Origin of the sequence: Kiloniella litopenaei, from assembly GCF_000982415.1 — a bacterium.
Classification (GTDB): Bacteria; Pseudomonadota; Alphaproteobacteria; order Kiloniellales; family Kiloniellaceae; genus Kiloniella; species Kiloniella litopenaei.
The window spans coordinates 146,238-165,050 of sequence record NZ_LANI01000017.1 but is presented as its reverse complement, the minus strand read 5'-3'; the positions used below and the strand labels follow the sequence as shown (position 1 = coordinate 165,050).

General features: G+C 44.1%; 15 protein-coding genes. 3 read left to right on the top strand and 12 right to left on the bottom strand.

Annotated features, from left to right (window positions below; translation table 11 throughout):
- Positions 1-282 precede the first annotated feature (282 nt).
- Positions 283-2,622, top strand: coding sequence for a methyl-accepting chemotaxis protein (locus tag WH95_RS11675; protein WP_046507246.1), 2,340 nt, complete (start codon positions 283-285; stop codon positions 2,620-2,622).
- 73 nt (positions 2,623-2,695) lie between these two features.
- Here WH95_RS11675 and WH95_RS11670 read toward each other — a convergent pair whose 3' ends face one another.
- The 6 genes from WH95_RS11670 to WH95_RS11645 form a co-directional block, all read right to left on the bottom strand.
- A complete protein-coding gene (locus WH95_RS11670) occupies positions 2,696-4,258 on the bottom strand; it encodes an alkaline phosphatase family protein (RefSeq protein WP_046507363.1) in 1,563 nt (520 codons plus the stop codon).
- A 186-nt stretch (positions 4,259-4,444) separates the two neighbouring features.
- The gene (locus WH95_RS11665; protein WP_157845949.1) at positions 4,445-5,452 is read right to left on the bottom strand and encodes a hypothetical protein; all 1,008 of its coding nucleotides are present in this window, start codon (positions 5,450-5,452) and stop codon (positions 4,445-4,447) included.
- Positions 5,449-5,964 carry a (2Fe-2S)-binding protein gene (locus WH95_RS11660; protein ID WP_046507243.1) on the bottom strand — a complete coding sequence of 172 codons (516 nt, stop codon included), beginning with the start codon at positions 5,962-5,964 and terminating at the stop codon, positions 5,449-5,451. Before WH95_RS11660 ends, WH95_RS11665 begins: the two co-directional genes overlap by 4 nt.
- The gene (locus WH95_RS11655; protein ID WP_046507241.1) at positions 5,957-8,728 is read right to left on the bottom strand and encodes a xanthine dehydrogenase family protein molybdopterin-binding subunit; all 2,772 of its coding nucleotides are present in this window, start codon (positions 8,726-8,728) and stop codon (positions 5,957-5,959) included. Before WH95_RS11655 ends, WH95_RS11660 begins: the two co-directional genes overlap by 8 nt.
- A gap of 236 nt (positions 8,729-8,964) precedes the next feature.
- Complete coding sequence (locus tag WH95_RS11650; RefSeq protein WP_046507237.1) at positions 8,965-9,918, bottom strand: nucleoside hydrolase; 954 nt, start codon at positions 9,916-9,918, stop codon at positions 8,965-8,967.
- 1 nt (position 9,919) lies between these two features.
- On the bottom strand, positions 9,920-10,819 hold the full coding sequence (locus WH95_RS11645; RefSeq protein WP_082114122.1) for a ribokinase: 900 nt from the start codon (positions 10,817-10,819) through the stop codon (positions 9,920-9,922).
- A gap of 237 nt (positions 10,820-11,056) precedes the next feature.
- On the opposite strand from WH95_RS11645, the gene WH95_RS21280 reads away from it, so the two are divergent.
- Positions 11,057-11,215 carry a hypothetical protein gene (locus WH95_RS21280; protein WP_157845948.1) on the top strand — a complete coding sequence of 53 codons (159 nt, stop codon included), beginning with the start codon at positions 11,057-11,059 and terminating at the stop codon, positions 11,213-11,215.
- A gap of 45 nt (positions 11,216-11,260) precedes the next feature.
- A complete protein-coding gene (gene hppD, locus WH95_RS11640; protein WP_218044490.1) occupies positions 11,261-12,364 on the top strand; it encodes a 4-hydroxyphenylpyruvate dioxygenase in 1,104 nt (367 codons plus the stop codon).
- Positions 12,365-12,432: 68 nt separating this feature from the next.
- Here hppD and maiA read toward each other — a convergent pair whose 3' ends face one another.
- From maiA to WH95_RS11610, 6 genes are all read right to left on the bottom strand, one after another.
- The gene (maiA, locus tag WH95_RS11635; protein ID WP_046507235.1) at positions 12,433-13,086 is read right to left on the bottom strand and encodes a maleylacetoacetate isomerase; all 654 of its coding nucleotides are present in this window, start codon (positions 13,084-13,086) and stop codon (positions 12,433-12,435) included.
- 2 nt (positions 13,087-13,088) lie between these two features.
- The gene (locus WH95_RS11630; RefSeq protein ID WP_046507230.1) at positions 13,089-13,568 is read right to left on the bottom strand and encodes a MarR family winged helix-turn-helix transcriptional regulator; all 480 of its coding nucleotides are present in this window, start codon (positions 13,566-13,568) and stop codon (positions 13,089-13,091) included.
- Between the two features lie 91 nt (positions 13,569-13,659).
- Positions 13,660-14,964, bottom strand: a complete 1,305-nt coding sequence (locus tag WH95_RS11625) for a TRAP transporter large permease (RefSeq protein ID WP_046507226.1) — start codon at positions 14,962-14,964, stop codon at positions 13,660-13,662.
- Entirely contained in the window at positions 14,964-15,488 is a 525-nt protein-coding gene (locus WH95_RS11620) for a TRAP transporter small permease (protein ID WP_046507223.1), read from the bottom strand. The genes WH95_RS11625 and WH95_RS11620 overlap by 1 nt, the downstream gene beginning before the upstream one ends.
- A gap of 75 nt (positions 15,489-15,563) precedes the next feature.
- A complete protein-coding gene (locus WH95_RS11615) occupies positions 15,564-16,589 on the bottom strand; it encodes a TRAP transporter substrate-binding protein (protein ID WP_046507221.1) in 1,026 nt (341 codons plus the stop codon).
- A gap of 145 nt (positions 16,590-16,734) precedes the next feature.
- Positions 16,735-18,798, bottom strand: coding sequence for a CocE/NonD family hydrolase (locus tag WH95_RS11610; RefSeq protein ID WP_046507218.1), 2,064 nt, complete (start codon positions 18,796-18,798; stop codon positions 16,735-16,737).
- Between the last annotated feature and the right edge of the window lie 15 nt (positions 18,799-18,813).

The window sequence follows — 18,813 nt, the reverse complement described above, 5'->3', positions numbered from 1 at the left end:
ATGCTCCGAATGGGTAAGGAGAAAGCTAAACCCCAATAAATAATACGAAAAAACATTATGAAGTTAAAAGATTAATAGAAAAATAACACTAAATCCATTACCTGCTACGCCTTGTCAGACCCAAAATACAATCCAAATTAAATATATAAGTTCGTGGAAAATATTCTTCAGAATTGAGAAAAGTAATTTTATTTACGATATCGCAACACTTGTATGAACAAATTTGGTTAGGAAGAATAAAATAATAAGTGTCTTGCGTAATCATAAATAGGGATAAAAATCATGTTTGGGTCGGGGGACCATCAAAAGTCCACAATTTGGACTTTACGTAAAATTCTTTTTTTGATTGGTCTTTTGGCCTCAGCTGCAATCGTCGCAGCCCAGTTTTGGTCTTTTGAAAAATATAAAAATTTTTCACTGGATACATTACAAAAAGAAAGCACTTCACAATTCCAACTTATGGTGCTGGAACGCATAACACAAACATACGAACCGAAACTTTACACTCTTGGTTCTGATTGGGCGCGATATACTCACCTCGTCAAAGCAATGAAAGCCAATAAACCAGAAGAAATTGCAACTTTTGACAAATGGTATCGCGACAATAAAGAAATTCAAACTGGTGAAATCTCCCTTATCTCAACGCACTTTTACAATCCCGACATGGTACTGATTACGTCATCCCAGGATGGACGTATTACCGACAATGAAACGATACTCGAAGAACTCAAGACCCGGGATAAAAAAGCAAAAAGGAAACCAGTCTCTTATATATGGTCCGATCCAAACGGCAAACCTGTTCATTCAACCATCTTTCCTATTGGGGGATTTAAGGTTGCCGGTTTTGTAGAGCTTGTCACTGACCCAATGCAATATCTGACTGGTATTAGTGAAACCTTGGGGGCAGATGTCACAATCTACGACCCATCCAGTGAAACAGGTTTTGCATTTGAAGAACATCGTCCTGAACAAGCAGAACCATCCGAAACGAGTGAAAGTGCTGAACAGGTAACTGAAACTGAAACACAACCGACTGAAAACCAAGAACAAACAGAAGAAGCACCATCAGAGGAAATACAGATTGACAGTCAAACATTACAGGATGGCTTAAGACTTGATGGGGCAACAGCCTATATAACAGCCACAATTATGGGAACACATGATACCGTTTGGGCAAAGGCGACCCTGGTACGAGATGTAAGTGATTTTGCGGAAGGGTCTCAACAATTAACCCAAGATGCCATCAAAGTTCTAGCTGGTGTTTTTCTGACAACATGGCTTATTGCATTTCTAATGCTGCGCTTTGCCGTTTTTGGAAAACTCAAATCTTTTGCGAAAGCAATGACATCCATTAGCGAAGGTGAAGTTGACATTACTCCACCAACTGTGGGTCCCGATGAATTCAGAACTATGGCAACCGCATTAGATCAACTCAGCAATAGTGTTGCACAGGTTTTCCAGCTGCAAAACATGGTTGAAACCAGCCCAATGTCCACGGTTATGATTGATCTTGAGGGGACACTTTCTTTTGCGAACCTCAAAGCCAGAAGTTTTATCAGCTCTGAGAATACAGATAACGACTTAACGGGAACGACAGGTAATTTTTTTGAACTCGATGAAGCCGAGTTTAACAACCTAACCTCACCAGAAAATCTGCCCATGACACGTTTGATTACTTTTCAGGGGCGTCAGTTAGAAGTTTCTGCATCCGCTGTGATGGATAATGCCGGAGATTTTAAAGCATGTATGTTAACCTGGCTTGATGTAACTGATCGCGAAAGCAATAAGCTGGCAGCAAGTGAATTAATCAGTAGTGTTCAACGCGTTGCCGATCGTGTTAGTGCTTTGTCTAAAAACGTTGAAGAAACCTCGACATCTTTGAACTCACAATCGCAAACGGTTACTCAACAGGCCGAGAATACACAACAGCTTGCACAGAGCGGTTATGATTCAGCACAAGGGGTTACCCAAACAACAGAAACAATGTCCCACGACATCAGAACAATTAATACTGAATCCGATCATGCAAGGAATACATCATCAGAAGCTCTCAATCATCTTACACAGGCTTCTGAAACGGTAAATCAACTACGGAGTTCTAGCGATAAAATCAATCAAATTAACGAGCTGATTACCACCATTACCAATCAGACAAAAATTCTGGCCATGAACGCAACAATCGAGGCTGCCAGAGCTGGTGAAGCCGGTCGCGGGTTTGGTGTCGTGGCGTCAGAAGTAAAAGCACTCGCCGAACAAACAGCCTCTGCGACAGATCAAGTTGCCGCTATGATCAAAGAGCTACAAGTTCACGCACAAGCGACAACCGATAAAATGGAATCAATCGATACCGTTATGCAGCAAGTTGGCGAAACACAAAACAAGATATCTGATTCCATTAACGAGCAAGACCGTGCAGCGGGTGAAATCGCCCAGAACATTGAAAGTATGGCCCAGGGGTCAAGACAGATTGTGGACCTGGTTAATGATGTCCACCAACAATCAATTAATACAGGTAGCTCTGCCCAGAGCCTTCTGGGGACATCAAAAGAACTTGCAGAGGAAGCTGAGAAGTTAAGCGAACGCCTTGCAGAATATCAAAGACATCTGGATCAGGCTGGCTAGTCGGAATTACAGATCTTATTCCCTCAAAACAAGGCGATGGTTAATCAGATCATCGCCTTGTTATTTTGTCAGATTAAATCCTGCTGTATTCTCGCACTAAAACACCGTCAGATGTCAACTGAATATGACTCATTCGGCGGGCAACATAGTTTTGACGCCAACTAAGCATCTTCTGGGTATAAGATAACACAACAGACATATAATCGGGGTTGTCTGCAAGATTTACAGCTTCTTGAGGATCATTTTTCAGATCAAAGAGTAACGGTGGCAGCGTGGTAAAGTGTACATACTTGAAATCATCATCCCGGATGATTGTCATCACACACTGATCACTTGTCAGGTCAAATCTCTCTTCAGCACTGAATTTTTTCAAGTCTCTAAAATCAACTTCCCAATGAACCTCATCCCGCCATTTATCTGGCTTGTTACCCTCAATAAATGGGCGAAGAGAATGCCCGTCACATTGCATCGGTGGTTTCATTTCCATTAAATCAAGAACGGTCGGCATAATATCGACCGCTTCGGTAAAATGACTATCAATGGCTTGCCCGCGTGATGCATTCGCATCTTCTCTGGGGTCCCTGATGATCAAAGGAATATGACAGCTTTCGTCAAAGTAACCGAGCTTCCCCCAAAGCCAGTGATCACCAAGTTGCTCCGCATGGTCAGAGGTAAAAACAACAAGAGTCTTGTCATACTGGTTCGCATCTTTAAGCGCCTGAATGACACGCCCTATTTGATCGTCAACCTCCGAAATCAAACCATAATAGGCAGCTCTCATTTGCTTGATTTCATGATCGGGAAGGTCACGGACATTTTCTTCATGCCCCATATAGGCACCGACTTTTGCCATATTATCCAAGGCAAATTCCAGGTATGGATGCTGTATCTTCTCCAGATCAACATTTGCAGCACGATGCGGCATTTCTATGTCGTCAGGATTATACATTGTGTTGTAAGGCTCTGGCGCAAACAAAGGAGGATGCGGCCTTAAGAAAACGCCATGAAGAAACCAGGGATCTTTGTGGATTTTTATATAGTTGATAAGCTTATCCGCAATAAAGGCTGTATCACTGCTATCCTTGTCATAGGCAGGAGGCGCAAAACTCAGCCCCCTCTCCTCCACACCTGGGTAGTTATCTTTGCCGATTGTAATATCAAACTGATTTTCGGGTAACTTATAACCTTTGGCCTCTAATTCACCGAACCAGTCAACGGCCATTTCTTCACTAACCAAAGACCCAACTTTAAACCCCGGCATCACACCGCAATAGGTTTTGAGATCAGGATCATTTTTATCACGCCCTCTGGGATCGACGGGGGTATCTGTATAGCCATAGAGTGTTGGCTCATACCCTTTTTTACGAGCTTCCAGCGCAATATTGGTAAAGGTAGCATCCAATGGCGTGCCATTAGACACATGCCGATGGTTCATTGCATACATTGATGTTAAGAGCGACGTCCTCGAAGGGCCACAGGGAACGCACTGGGTATAGTGTTTTCTAAAGGCTATGCCGTCCGCGGCTAATTTATCAAGATTTGGTGTTTGTACCATATGGCCCGCTGACGAGAGGCATTCACCACGCCATTGATCAACAGAAATAAGCAGGATGTTTCTAATTTGTTTGTCTGTCATCTTTTTCACCGAAGCTTGGCAGATTGGCGACTGATAATGTTGTTCTTATTTAAAAACCTGTTCCAAAAACAAGTATAGATCCACTTTGCACTTATTGACCAAGCCACAACAATGAAATTTTTATAACAGAGATGATGAAAGTATCAGGCATAAAAAAAGCCCCGTTTCAGCAGGGCTTTTTTATCATTATGGTTTACCACCTATGGGATTGAGTATACAGCCCAGCCTTGCCAGTTCCGTTTTATCATCATTTTGATAGGCTTCATGACAGCTGAGAATTTCAGATACTGATTTGGCATAGATCACATTCCACTGTGCTTTGGAATGGAAGTTCCCCACAGGCATAAAATGTGATGCAGGATAGGTTTGTGCCCAGGTATTGGCGTTTGGAATATCCACCATTCCCACAGCCTCTTCTGTTGCCTGACCGCTTGTGAAGTCAACACCAAGACGGTGACAGCCAACACAAGGGTTGTCGCGGGTGCTCAAGGAAATCGGCTTCCACTTCTGGAAATCACGCCCTAGATGTTTATACCATCCTTCCGGGTCTGTCGGGACCTTGTCCCACACCTGACCAATAAAGGGACTGAACATAAAGGGATCGTTATCATGGCAATTCCCACAACCATCCTCTGATACCTCTTTCGGAGTATTCCAAATCTGTCTGGCTTCTTCATAGTCTTCAAAGGGTGCCTTCTTCATTGGCGATGGCACCAAAGATCCATCAATTGGCAACCCTTTTGACCCTGTAGCCTGAAACCAACAGGTACTACCGTCTTTTGCAGAATGAGCAACAATGTCTATCTCGTCATAATAAACACTGCTGGCTGTTCTGATTTTCTTTTGTCTGCAGAGAACAGCAACCTGATTATCCCCTTCAGACAAATCAAGCACGCGCGAATAGGGAACGCACTGACCGTCAGCATCCTTGCCAAGAGGTAACAACGAAGGGCGATCACAGTCCATATTCGGATAATACTTGTCCGGAGTTTCCCCACCATTAATGGTGATCGGTATGATAGTTCCGGCCTGACAGTTAAAGGCAGGGAGATCTCTTATCGCTTCGGCACACATATTTCCATAAGATGCCAGATCCTGCCCTTCTTGTGGCTGTTTTGGTTGATCGCTGGGGCTACAGCTTAGTAGGAAAAGCAGAGATGCCCCGGAAACACTTTTAAAGATTTTTTTCATCATGCCACCATCCCCGGCTGTTTGAGAATGGCAGCCTTAACTGCCTCATAATAGCGAATATAGCCTGTACATCTGCAAATATGATCTTTCAAGGCATCATCAATAACCTTATCCAGTGCATCTTTTGGAATGGGGTTATCCGTTAGTCGATCCCATAACGTCATGGCAGCCATTAGAAAACCTGGCGTACAGTATCCGCACTGAAAAGAAAAATGATCCAAAAACTCTTGTTGTAACGGATGTAACTTGCCATTCTCGGCAACGCTTTCTACCGTATAAACTTCTACACCGGACAAGGATGACAGGGGCGTAGAGCAAGCAATCATTGGTTCTGATGGTGCCCCGGGTTGCCGCCTTACAGATACGGTGCAGGCACGACACACACCAATACCACAACAAAACTTTGTTCCTGTCAGATTTAAATCTTCCTGCAAGAAGTCAATGAGCGGTAAATCAGCCTCGTCTTGAGAGGCATGGACAGCTTTACCATTTACGGAAAAAGAAATATCAGCCATTTTTATCCATCCCCTTACGAATTTTTTCTGCTGTTATGGGAAGATCACGGAACCGTACGCCGGTTGCATCATAAAGGGCGTTAGAGATTGCCGGCGCCACGGAACACATGACAGCTTCAGCAATACCCTTACCTGTTTTATCATCCTTGAGAGGATCCAGAGTAATAAGTTCCTGCCCCTTCAACGCAACATCGCCTGCACGGGGAACGAAATATTGATTTAGGTTCCAGTCACCATCCGCAGGCCCACCCAGGCCCGGTGGCATATCTTCGAGAAGGCTATAACCGATCGCCATAGCAACACCGCCCTGACTTTGCCCAGATACCAACTCTTCCGTTATGATCTGACCGGCATTCAGAACGGATAAAGATTTTCGGACAACCGCTTCACCGGAAACCGGATCAACTGTTAAACCTATGATATTTCCGCAAGGTGCAAATGTTGTCCGAGAATAACGCGATGAAGCAGCTGAAGGGTAACGACCGCTGTTTACTGCTCTTCGAATGATTTCAGGTTTCTTTTGTCCCGCTGAATACACCGCTAAACCGTCAATTTCCCAGTTATGAGTAATACCCTGAACAGCAAAATCGGCTTTCACCCAGATTTCCTGAAAATAGGCATGCACAAGCGCGCCCTTGATACGACCCGTTCGATGAATAACATCAGCGATAATATCCATCGGAATTGGCGGAAGGTCCCTGTCTTTTGCGTAAAGCCGCTCATTCTTCCAGATCAGATCATGGGCGGGAATATCCGGTAATCCAAATATTTCCCGAGCAACAGGAACGATTGCAGTATCAAACAAAACTTTAGAGGCTTGATTAATCGCATGCACCTGATGAAATGCAGTCAGACAGGCACTGGAAGATCCAACACCGTTTGCTGTCCAATCAGCCTCTTTCCAAGACCCTTTGCTATCTGAATTCATTTTGAGAACGGGATAGAGATCCGGGTTACCCATATCAATAGAAGATGCATTACGACCTAGATGATGAGCGGTTGAAACGGCAAGCGTTGTTGCCGACCCGTTGCCCATATCAACGGCGTTTGTTTTGACGACCAGTTGACCTTTGGGATCAAGCTCAACATAACCGATAAGTCCGTCGCCTGAGGTTCCGAATGCTTGCATGGACATTGCAAAACCAACGCCATACAAAAGCCCCTCTTTGCGCCATCTTTCTTTTTCTCTTTTCTGATGTCGCCAGATATCATGATCTTCTGATTTGTCGAGAATTTCATGCAAACGTAATTTTTCAGTTATAGGGCCACCGACAACAGTATTTTCACCTTCGGAAAGAGTATTTTTACGCCTGAGTTCGATGGGATCCCACCCATTATCTTTTGCGATCTCGTCAAGGAGCGTTTCAATCGCAAAAAATGCCTGTGGCCCACCAAATCCGCGCTGAGATCCACCAGAAATATTTTTTGAATACATAGCATTAGAATTAATGGCAGCACGGGGAATGCTATAAGATCCCCCGGCACATAACCCGGCAAGTTGAGCAACCCACGGGCTTAGATTTTCCCGCCCGCCACCATCAAAGGACATCATGACATCCAGAGCCTGAATCTTTCCATCATCATCAACTGAGAGACTTTCTGTCAATTCGCAGGCATGGCGTTTTAACCCTGCCTGAAACTGTTCAAAGCGATCGTAGGCCAGACGTATCGGCTTGCCACCTGCATAGGCCGCAGCAATGGCAAGGTTCAGGGTAAAGACAGAACTGTCTCGTCCGCCAAAACCACCACCGGGATAACACGAAATGATGTTAACAGTTTTAACCTCAACAACAGGGTTATTACCGGTAAACATTTCAAGTACGTCATTCATGTCACCATCGGGAGATTGCGTACCAACCAATAAATTCAGTGTTTTGTTCGCGGCATCATACCAACCCAGACCGTTTTCCGGCTCCATAAACATTGGGTCCATCGCCTGCATCGAGCAATTGGTGCTATAGGTTTTCCACTCTCCCGAGGCCATTTCTTCTTGAATGTGCGTCCGATGCACAAAAGCTTTCTCTGAATAGTTTTTATCATCACCATTCTGTGCATAAGAAAAGACATCTTTTCCCTTTGTGTCGGATGCAACACGGACATAATTTGTCAGAGGATTAAAAGGAAAGACAGGCTTGTTACTCGGTTTTTTGTCATAGATTACAAAATCAGAGTTAAACTGTATGGCCTTTTTTGCAGCCCTATAATCCTTGCCGTCTTTAAAAATCAGAAACGCAACGGGCTGACCATAAAAACTTGCACGTTTGCCTTTTGAGACAATAAAAGGCCACGTCAGTGCACTAGGTCTTTTTACTTTAACATCCTGAATGAGCGGTTGGTTTTCTTGCGTATCCCGATCTTGCAACTTATTTGGGCGCAGTACTTCATTAATGATCTTTTCCCCATAAAGAACTTCGATCGGCTGAGCATTTTGGGGAATTAAAGACAAATCAAGAGATTCAAATGGATTGTTAACATCGGTGGCTCGAACAATCATTACAGGGCGCTCTTCTTTAGGCCACCCGGGGAGGTTCCAAGCGTGATAATCCCGTGCAAAAACCTTTTGCCCTGTAACTTTTACCAATCCATCAATTCGGTACCGGGCTTTCCCCGGGGCTTTTGACCAGTCACCACTATTTAAGGATGTTATTTCGTCCGTTTCATCCGCGAGCAGTTCTGTTACGGGTATCATATTTACGGTAAACGACACCCCTGCTACGGTTTTAATGAAACTCCGACGCGTCATAGAAAACGCGGTATTTTTCATGAACTCCCCCTGAGAAAAGATTATGGGTAATTAATTTACCTCTCACCTTCGAACTCCCAGTGAAGCATTCCAATCCTTTATTCTTGGTAAAATTTTACAATTATTTTTCCCTCATTAAGAGAAACAACAAAGGCGCTATCAGTAGTGATAAGCGCCTTTGGTTACTTACAAATAGTATTGGAAGAAAACGAATAGGTACATTCAACCCAATTGATTTGACTTACTTGTAAATTCAGCTAATCAGCAAATTGAGCTATCGTTCCCAGAACTTCGTCTTTTGTCTCAGCATCCTTGACTTGCATTAAGATCTTGTGATTACGACAACCATCCCACTCTGTTGAGGGTCCCGGGTGCCCTTTTGGCTTAATCAAGGTTTGTCCAAAAGCCGGACCTTCACAACTAACCCTTACAGCGGCATCAATGGATCCAAATAGATCTGGATTTACATAATATGCTGTTGCACAGGGATCGTGGAAATAGCATCCATCTATACCAAATGCGCCATTGTAGAACTTGAAATACAGATCTGCCGCATCCAGTAGAAAGCCACCTATTCTAGGTACTTTTTGTGCCAATTCTTCTGCTTCTTTTCTATGCAGAATAACCTGATGCGTAACATCTAGCCCAGCCATGACCATTGGCCAGTCAGCACGAAAAACGATATCAGCAGCATGAGGATCGTTGAATATATTTGCTTCGGCAACAGCAGAAATATTTCCATATTCCTTCGCTGCACCACCCATAATAATGACCTCTTTCACCAGAGGTGCAATGTCAGGCGCCATACGAAGCGCCATTGCCAGATTTGTTAGAGGTCCAACAGCTATAATTGTAACTTCGCCCGGCTGTTTACGCACGGAATCAATAATAAACTGCGGGGCATATGTCTTTTCAATGCTGCCTTTAGGATCGGGTAAATTAATATCGCCAAAGCCATCGGCCCCATGAATAAAATCTGGAAAACCTTTGTGCGGGGCAACAAGTGGCCCAGAAGCCCCTTGAAAAACAGGAATATCCTGACCGGCCATTTCAACAAGAATTTTTGCATTCTTGGCAGCAGTTTCTACAGGAACATTGCCAAAAACAGTCGTTAGCCCTATCAAATTAATTTCAAGATGGTAAAGGGCATGATGTATAGCAAAGGCATCATCAATTCCCGGGTCCGTATCAAAAATTACAGGATTTTTCATTTTATAAATCACTCTTAGTCTCTAAAAATTGCGTCACCTCAACAGAGGTTGGAATAGCAACAGAAGCACCCGCTTTTGTAACAGCCAGTGCCGAGGCAGCACTGGCCCTTTGCATAGCTTCTTTTAACGGTAAATTTTGTGCTATTGACGATAAAATATAGCCAACAAAGGTATCTCCAGCACCTGTAGTATCTACGGCTTTAACCTTAAACGCCGGAACCTCGATTGTATCATCCCCGAAATAACAAATAGCACCTTGTGTCCCTCTGGTCACAATCACAACAGGACAAAGTTCAGCGAGTTTAGACAAATCCCCCTGACACTTCGTTCTGGCTAGTTCTTCTGCCTCCAGATCGTTTACAATCAGTAAATCAACAAGATCGTAATCAATCGCTTTTGCCTCATCATCAAAAGGTGCGGGATTCACCGCAACCCGGGCGCCCATTTTCTTTACCAAAGAAATCATTTGATTGAGATTTGGCATTTCATTTTGAAACAAGACCCATCCACCCTTTTCAAAACCCGCAAGCTTATCAGTTAAGGTGTCGAGATTGAGTTCATGATTGGCACCCGCAAAAAGCAAAATGCAGTTTTCGGCATTGTCATCAACCTGAATTAAAGCATGGCCGGTTGCCACAGTCCCAATCTCGATAGATGATGCATCAACTTTTGACGATTTCAGTTCGTCGATAATCCAAGTGTGATCATCGCCAATAACGCCAATGTGTTTCACGGTTTCACCAGCTCTGGCAAGGGCAACAGACTGGTTGGCCCCCTTCCCACCTAAAACCCGTTGATAAGATTTACTGGGTAAGGTTTCACCCGGCTTTACGAAATAAGGAACACGATAGACGTGATCGACATTTATAGAACCAATATTAATAATTGTATTGTGCTTCACGAAATTCTTTCTGGCAGATAGGTCTAAAAGTTAGCTGATCATACACAGGTCCATAAAAGCCAGACAATAATTTTCTGGTTGGTAAATTTTTTCATCTCATCACGCCAGAATAATTGACAAATATTTTTGAAAAATACTGTCCTGAATAGCTCTCTTATTCTTGACTATCAAATCGCCAACCAATATAATTTCAAATGAAACTATTATGGTAAACACCTTAACCAAGGGGAACACACGATGACAAGACATCACCGTATTAAAACACCCCCTAGTTTTGGTGTTCGTGCTTTTCGTCTGGTGACACGCACAAAGATACTTGCACCCTATATAATCATGACAATAGGGCAAACTCTATCCAATGAAAACAGAGGCTTATCCAGAGGATCCCCTCAGTAACAAAATTACACCCCTAATTTTGATTACTTTCTATGGATAAAAAAGATGACCACAATGAACAAAATGGCTGAACGTTCAGATTTGTTTGATAACCCAATGGGCCTGAATGGCTTTGAATTTGTTGAATTTGCTGCACCTGATGCCTCTGTCTTGGAAGATCTCTTTACTACGATTGGTTTCACCCTTGTTGCAAAACATCGTTCAAAAGATGTTGAACTTTATCGCCAAGGCAATACAAACTTTATCATCAACAAAGAAAAGAAGAGTCCAGCCTATTACTTTGCTGAAGAGCATGGCCCCTCCCCATGTGGTATGGCGTTTAGAGTAGAGAATGCACATTATGCCTATAACCGTGCCCTGGAACTGGGCGCTCAGCCTCTAGATATCCCATGCGGCCCCATGGAACTAAAACTTCCAGCTATCAAAGGTATTGGTGGCGCACCGATCTATCTGATTGATCGTTATGAAGACGGTTCCAGCATCTATGACATCGATTTTGAATACCTTCCCGGTGTAGATCGTAATCCAACAGGTTACGGTATGGATATTATCGACCATCTAACACACAACGTCTATCGTGGTCGTATGCAGTACTGGGCTGAATTCTATGAGAAATTCTTTAATTTTAAAGAAATTCGTTTCTTCGACATCAAAGGTGAATACACCGGACTGACATCAAAGGCCATGACGGCACCTGATGGCAAGATCCGTATTCCACTTAACGAAGAATCTGATGTAGGAAAAGGCCAGATCGAAGAATATCTGATGAAGTTTAATGGTGAAGGCATTCAGCATATCGCATTAACAACACCAGATATCTATAAGACAATATCAGACATGCGCGCCAATGGCGTTGAGTTCATGGATGCCCCGCCTGCAACCTATTATGAAATGCTGGATGAACGCCTTCCCGGTCATGGAGAAGACCCTGAAAAACTTAAAAAACTCGGCATTCTCTTGGACGGCGCAACAGAAGCTGGCGCCCCACGCCTTCTCCTACAAATCTTTACCAAGTGTGTTATCGGCCCTGCCTTTATTGAAATCATTCAACGTAAAGGCGATGACGGATTTGGCGAGGGCAACTTCAAAGCCCTGTTCGAATCAATTGAACGTGATCAGGTTAACCGCGGCGTGCTGAAAACAGACTAATCTCTTTTAGCTAAAGATAAAAAGGGCGCTTGATTTGATGATCAGCGCCCTTTTTTGTTTGTCATGATTTAAACGGGTTCAGCATCGACCTGATTTTCCGGTCGGGCCCGATCAAAAGCCTCTAGCTTCAGGCAGTTTTCTTCAATTCTTCTTATTTCAGAAAAATTTGCAATAGAGATATCAAAACGGTGGGCGTTATAGAGTTGGGAAACCAGACAACAGTCAGCCATTCCCGGCTCTGAACCCAAACAATATTGCCCTTCCACGTTACGTTTTTTTAACCGTTGCTCAAAGGCTGATAATCCTTCCAACACCCAATGTGCATACCAAGTGGATTTTTGATCCTGCGAAAGCAACATTTCACCCGTTAAATATTTAAGAACTCGCAGATTATTTATCGGATGAATGTCGCAGCAGACCAATTGGGATAAACTTCTGATAAATGCTCTATCAACTGCATTATCCGGTAAAAGGCTATGTCCGGGCAAAACCTCGTCCAGATATTCAATTATTGCCATTGACTGGGTGAGTATTCCGCTTTCTTTTGTTTCCAGTGCTGGCACAATTTTTTGCGGATTGATCTCTTTGTATTTATCACCAAGCTGCTCCCCGCCATTTTTAACCAAATGAACTGGTATTATGTCGTATTGAACCTTCTTAAGATTCAAAGCAATTCGAACACGATAGGCCGCTGTGGATCGCCAATAGCTATAGAGCTTCATAGTTAAATATCCTCGACCAGTTTATCCGCCCCAAAGCACTTATCTGCATTTTTCAAGACGCGACTCATCAGGTTTTCCAGCGTTTCTTTTTCGGTTTCACTCAATCCGTCGAGAATTTCCTGCTCACGCTTCAATACAAGGGGGATGAGCTCCTGAAGAGTATCATTACCCTTTACGGTCAAAAGCAGGTTTACTTTACGCTTATCGATGTCATCCACGTGGCGTTCAATAAAATCTCTCTCTAAAAGACCCTTGATCGCTCGACTGACCTGCACCTTGTCCAGACTGGAATAGTCGACGACTTCGCTCGCTGAAAGTGGTTGGCTGTTTCCCAACACAACCATTACACGCCATTGATAAACAGTCAGTCCTTTGGACTTTGTATAAACCTCGGCAATAGACTGACTGACCGAGCGATAAAAAACGCGGACCTTATAGGGAAAGAAGTCTTTTAAATCTAAAACTTCGTTATTTGATTTCATTGAATTTTGTTCCGTCATTTCGTCTGATACGCCACGTTTCTATAGATAGGTTGATTAACATTTTGACCGCTTAACCAATAGACTCTCACTGCTAATCCATCAACAAAGACGGAAGCCATAAGGATAGCGCAGGAAAAAGGATCAAAAGAGCCAACCTTACAACATCTGCCATTAGAAACGCGACAACACCTCGGCTAATGGTCTGTAATTTCAATCCCGGTGTTCCGGCCATGATGATAAACAAATTCATACCCACAGGTGGTGTAATCAATCCCACCTCAACAACGGAAACCATAATCACACCGAACCAGATTGGATCAAATCCCATGTTGGTAATCAAAGGATATATAAAGGGTAACGTCAGCAAAATCATTGATAATGCATCCATAAAACACCCCAGGATAATATAGAAGACTATAAGCAGTATCAGGATGGTATATTCATTCCACCCCAGTTCACCGACATAGGCCACCAAAGCTTGTGGAAGACCTGTTGTCTCGACAAAATAATTAAACACCGCGGTTCCGATAAGGATCATAAAGATCATCCCTGTCGAACTCGCCGTCTCTTCCAGACATTCGATGAAGGTATCCCGATCCATCTTCTTCTTGAGAAATGCAAGAATAAAAGCCCCCATAGCCCCTATCGCGGCGGCTTCTGTTGGGGAAAACCACCCCGCGTAAATCCCGCCAATCACAACAGCAAACAACAGGATAACCGGCCAGACATTGAGCATAGCAACAATCCGTCCAGACCAGTCAACAGGTATATCTGCGGGGGCCAAACCGGGATTTCTGGCCATTTTTATTCTTACAGCCAGCATGTAAAGTATCGTCGCAAGTAAACCGGGTATGAGAGCAGCAGCAAAGAGACGGCCAATGGATTGTTGTGTCAAAATAGCATAGATCACCATGATGACGCTGGGGGGAATTAAAACCCCCAGGGTTCCGCCAGCCGCAATTGTGGCACTTGCCAGACCATCATCATAGTTCCGGCGACGCATTTCAGGCATTGCAACACGACACATGGTTGCTGCCGTTGCCAAAGAAGAACCACATATGGCACCAAACGCTGCACAGGCACCAACAGTCGCCATTGCCAGCCCGCCCTTATAATGTCCGATAAAGGCATGTGCTGCATCATAAAGTGCTCTGGATAGGCCTGCTTTTGAAGAAAATACCCCCATCAAAATAAATAACGGAATGACAGATAGCGAATAGGGAAAGATTGATTCAAACGGAACAGATCCCATAATGAAGGCAACTGAATCAAATCCGTTGATGATAAGACCACCTACCAAGCCCACCATCCCCATCGCAATCGCAATGGGAACCCTGATGGCGATCAATCCGAAAAGAACAGCAAAGGCGATAAGACCAATTGTTGAAGAAGCCATTAAATATTTACACCTTCTTCTGATGAGCTTTGTGTTACGCCACACAAACTAAAAAAACTGGTGATTAGCAATCTGACAGAAACGATCGCGGATAATACTGAACCTGTTAAAACAGGTATCCAATAGTAAATCATCGGCAACCCGAGAGTGATAGAGATATCGCCGTATTGATGCTGCTGCTCAGCCTGCTCAAAACCAAACCAGGCAATGGCACTCATAAAGATAACGCAAAGAACCATGCCCAAGGCTTGGCATAACGCTGCCGCCTTTTCTGGCATACGTTCAGATAGAATGGATACCGCAACATGGCTTTTTTTCATAAAAGCATAGGGTATCGAGAGATATGCAGCCGACATAATCATCAGCTGTACCAAATCAATGGTGCCATAAATCCCTGCGTTATTAATCTTTCTCAACACAACATCCACCGTTGTAATGAGCATAGCGCCCAGTAAAAACAAGATCGCAACCCAAGTAACATATTTAATTAGTTGATTAAAATATTTAGATATATTCGAAATCATGCATCACACGAACGGTTCTGTAGAGAATTTGGAAAGATCGCCTAAACAATTGTTGAGACGATCTTTCCAGGGTGATTACTGCTCGTATTTTGCGATAGATTTTACCGCAGCATCATAAATTTCCTGTGCATTATCAACGCCAGCTTCTTCAAGGCTTTTAAGATAATCGGCTGTCGTTGGTTCTAACGCACGGCGCCACTCTTCTCTCTGAGCATCATCAAGAACAACAACCGGACTCCCTTTTTTCTTGATATCTTCCAATCCCGGTTTATCCCAATTATTCCACCAGGGACCAAACTTCGCGACCAGTGTCTCACCGGACATATCATCTATGATCGTTCTGATTTTCTCAGGTAACGCGTTATACTTTTTCTCGTTCATGATAAAATAAAAGCTTGTTGTGTAAGCCTTTGCATCAAGGTGATAGTCCAGAACCTCGGCCAGCTTAAAACCATGAACACCATCATAAGGGAATATGGTTCCGTCAATCACACCCTTTTGCAGATTTTCATAAACCTGTGTGGGGGGAAGACCAACCGGGGTTGCCCCCAGTTGCTTCAGCATCATGGATGTTGCCGCAGACGGCGCACGTACACGCAACCCGGCAAGATCATCCATGCTTTTAACTTGTTTTCCACGCGTATGAATAAGGCCGGGGTTATGGGCATGTAAGGCGAGTACCTTTAACCCCTTGTATTCTTCGGCAAGATAAGTCGGGTACAAATCCCATAATGTTCGCGATGCAGCATCAGATGATTTTGTCAGGAATGGCAGGTCCATGATCAAGGTCCGTGGCAAACGCCCGCGAGGAAAACCCGTGAGACCGTGGGAAATATCAACAACGCCTGCCTTTACCTGATCATATTGCTTTGCGACGTGACCAAAGGCTGACCCAGCAGGAAAAATCGTTACCTTGACCTCCCCCCCACTTCGTTCTTCGAGTTCTTTTGCCCATGGTTCAAGGAATTGTGTTTGGGTCGGATGAGATGACGGTAAAAAGTGACTAAGTTTTAGTTCAATTTCTGCCGCGACAGCATTAGAAAAAATTGACAACAATGCAGTACTTGCAACTGTTGTCAGCGCAATGAGTGTACGTTTCATCCTATAGCCTTCCCGCTCTTATTTTATCTCTGCTTAATACAGAGATGAAAATTATTTATTTGCGGAAAGATTGTAGTTTCATGTGAAACTATATTGCAAGCAATTCTTGTAACCCAATGATATTATGAGATCATTACATATGATCTCACATATGATCTCTGGGAATAGTGTTTCGATAATCACGGGCTAAGATTTCTTTATCACCTTCGTAAGCAATCATTTTTCCAGAAATATCAAAGTTATCTGCATTCAAAACCATCGAAACGTTAGTTTCGAGCTTTATTGACCAGTTATCTCGAGACATATAACAACACCATTGCGATGTCGCTTCCGCACCCAAAGGGGTATCAGGATTAACAGACCACTTTGTAAAACTTGTGTGCCTAACTCGTAAAGCGTGACCCGGGATTTCGGTTGTACCTGTATCATCCTCGGCAAAATAATGTGTTTGGTTCTCAGCGAGATCCTTTTCCACCCTACGCTCTGTTTTAGATGACGTAATTTGTTTGTATTCCGGCAAAGGATTGGTGTCTTCTGGCTCTGGCATATGAATTTCATCAGCAACAGTCATTTGATTGCCGATTGCTCTGACAGGCAGAGACAGAAAAGCGTTTTTATCCATCGAAATTGAAGCTGTGACATGATAGGGCGACGGCATGATTAAGGGCCAATATGCTGTAGATATTGAGACCCTGATCCGGTGCCCCGGTAAAAACCGATAGCCAATATGATCCAATGTTACCGTGATATCTTCCGCTTGTCCCGGCTCCATTTTTTCCGGTGTTTCATTACCATGGCGGTGTGCAAGATTTAAGACACCAAAACATACGCGGTGGCATACGCCGTCGGGATGAACATCGATCAATCGAACAGCCAGATTTCCAAGTGGCGCATCAATCGCCACATTTAAAGACAAGGTTGGTTGCCCCAATATCTCGATGGCATCATTCAGAATATCTGTCTCGAACACCAAGGAACCACCGTCATCAATACGTTGATCACCCGGTGTTTCTGCGTCTGGCTTAAGGGCAAAGACCTCACCGCAGGCAATACCTGTATCTTCGGGTGAGCAAATGGATAATTGACCACCAGCACTGCTGGTTTCAAAAAGATTGTGGTCTGTAGTCAAGTACAGTTTTTTCGTCGTAATTGTATTTGATGGCCAGTTTTCTTCAGCAACCCACCGTCCCTCTTCATGTTCCCGCCAGAGAGAAGGTCTTACATTTTCAGAGATATAGGCCCGATAGGCAGGTAAGCTCTCTGCATCATTCTGTTCATCACACAACCAGCGATCCCACCAACGCAGTGCTTCCTGATGAAAGTCTGATCTGGGACGCGGATAGGCAAAGTGCGGATACTTATGCACCCAGGGGCCATTAATGGCTTTGGCGAGACCTGGCATGTTTTCGGCGGCTTTGGGCGGTGCATTTTTATAGGCATCAGCCCACCCGGAAATGACCAGGCTTGGAATTTCCAGAGCCTCATAATTCTGTTCAATAGAGCCGTGCTTCCAAAAGTCGTCATAGCGCTGATGCGACAACCACTCATCCAGAATAAGATTTGCACCCTCTAACCGTTCAAGCCACATATCCCGCCACCTATCACCAACCAAAGCCGGATCCGGTGGGCGGTTCGCAAAACATTGCATCACACCAGACCAGGACAGGTTTGAATTCAGGTGGCAACCGCTTTTATAGTGAATATCAGCATTATAGCGATCAACGGTAGAACCAATTGAAATTACAGCTTTTAGAGGTTCAGGCCGCAAAGCCGCGACTTGCAAGGCATTGAATCCCCCCCAGGATATGCCCATCATCCCGACTTTACCACTACACCAGGACTGCTGAGCTATCCAGTTAATGGCTTCTACGCCATCAGAAAGTTCACGAGGGGAATATTCATCATCAAAAACCCCGTCAGATTCACCTGTTCCAGAGATATCAACACGAACCCCCGCATATCCTGCTTTGGCAAAGACCGGATAGGTGCTTTCGTCCCTTTGTGCCGTACCATCACGCTTGCGATAAGGAAGATACTCAAAGATCGCAGGAACGGGCTTAATTCCCCCCTCTTCGAGTTCAACCAAATCAGGCATCCAGATACGCGCAGACAGTTGGCGACCATCCTTTAGGGGTATCCAGATGTTTTCCCAGACGCAGAAACCGTTGTGTTGAATGACATTTGATTGGGGTTGGAAGCTTGTCGCCATATTACACCTCAAAAA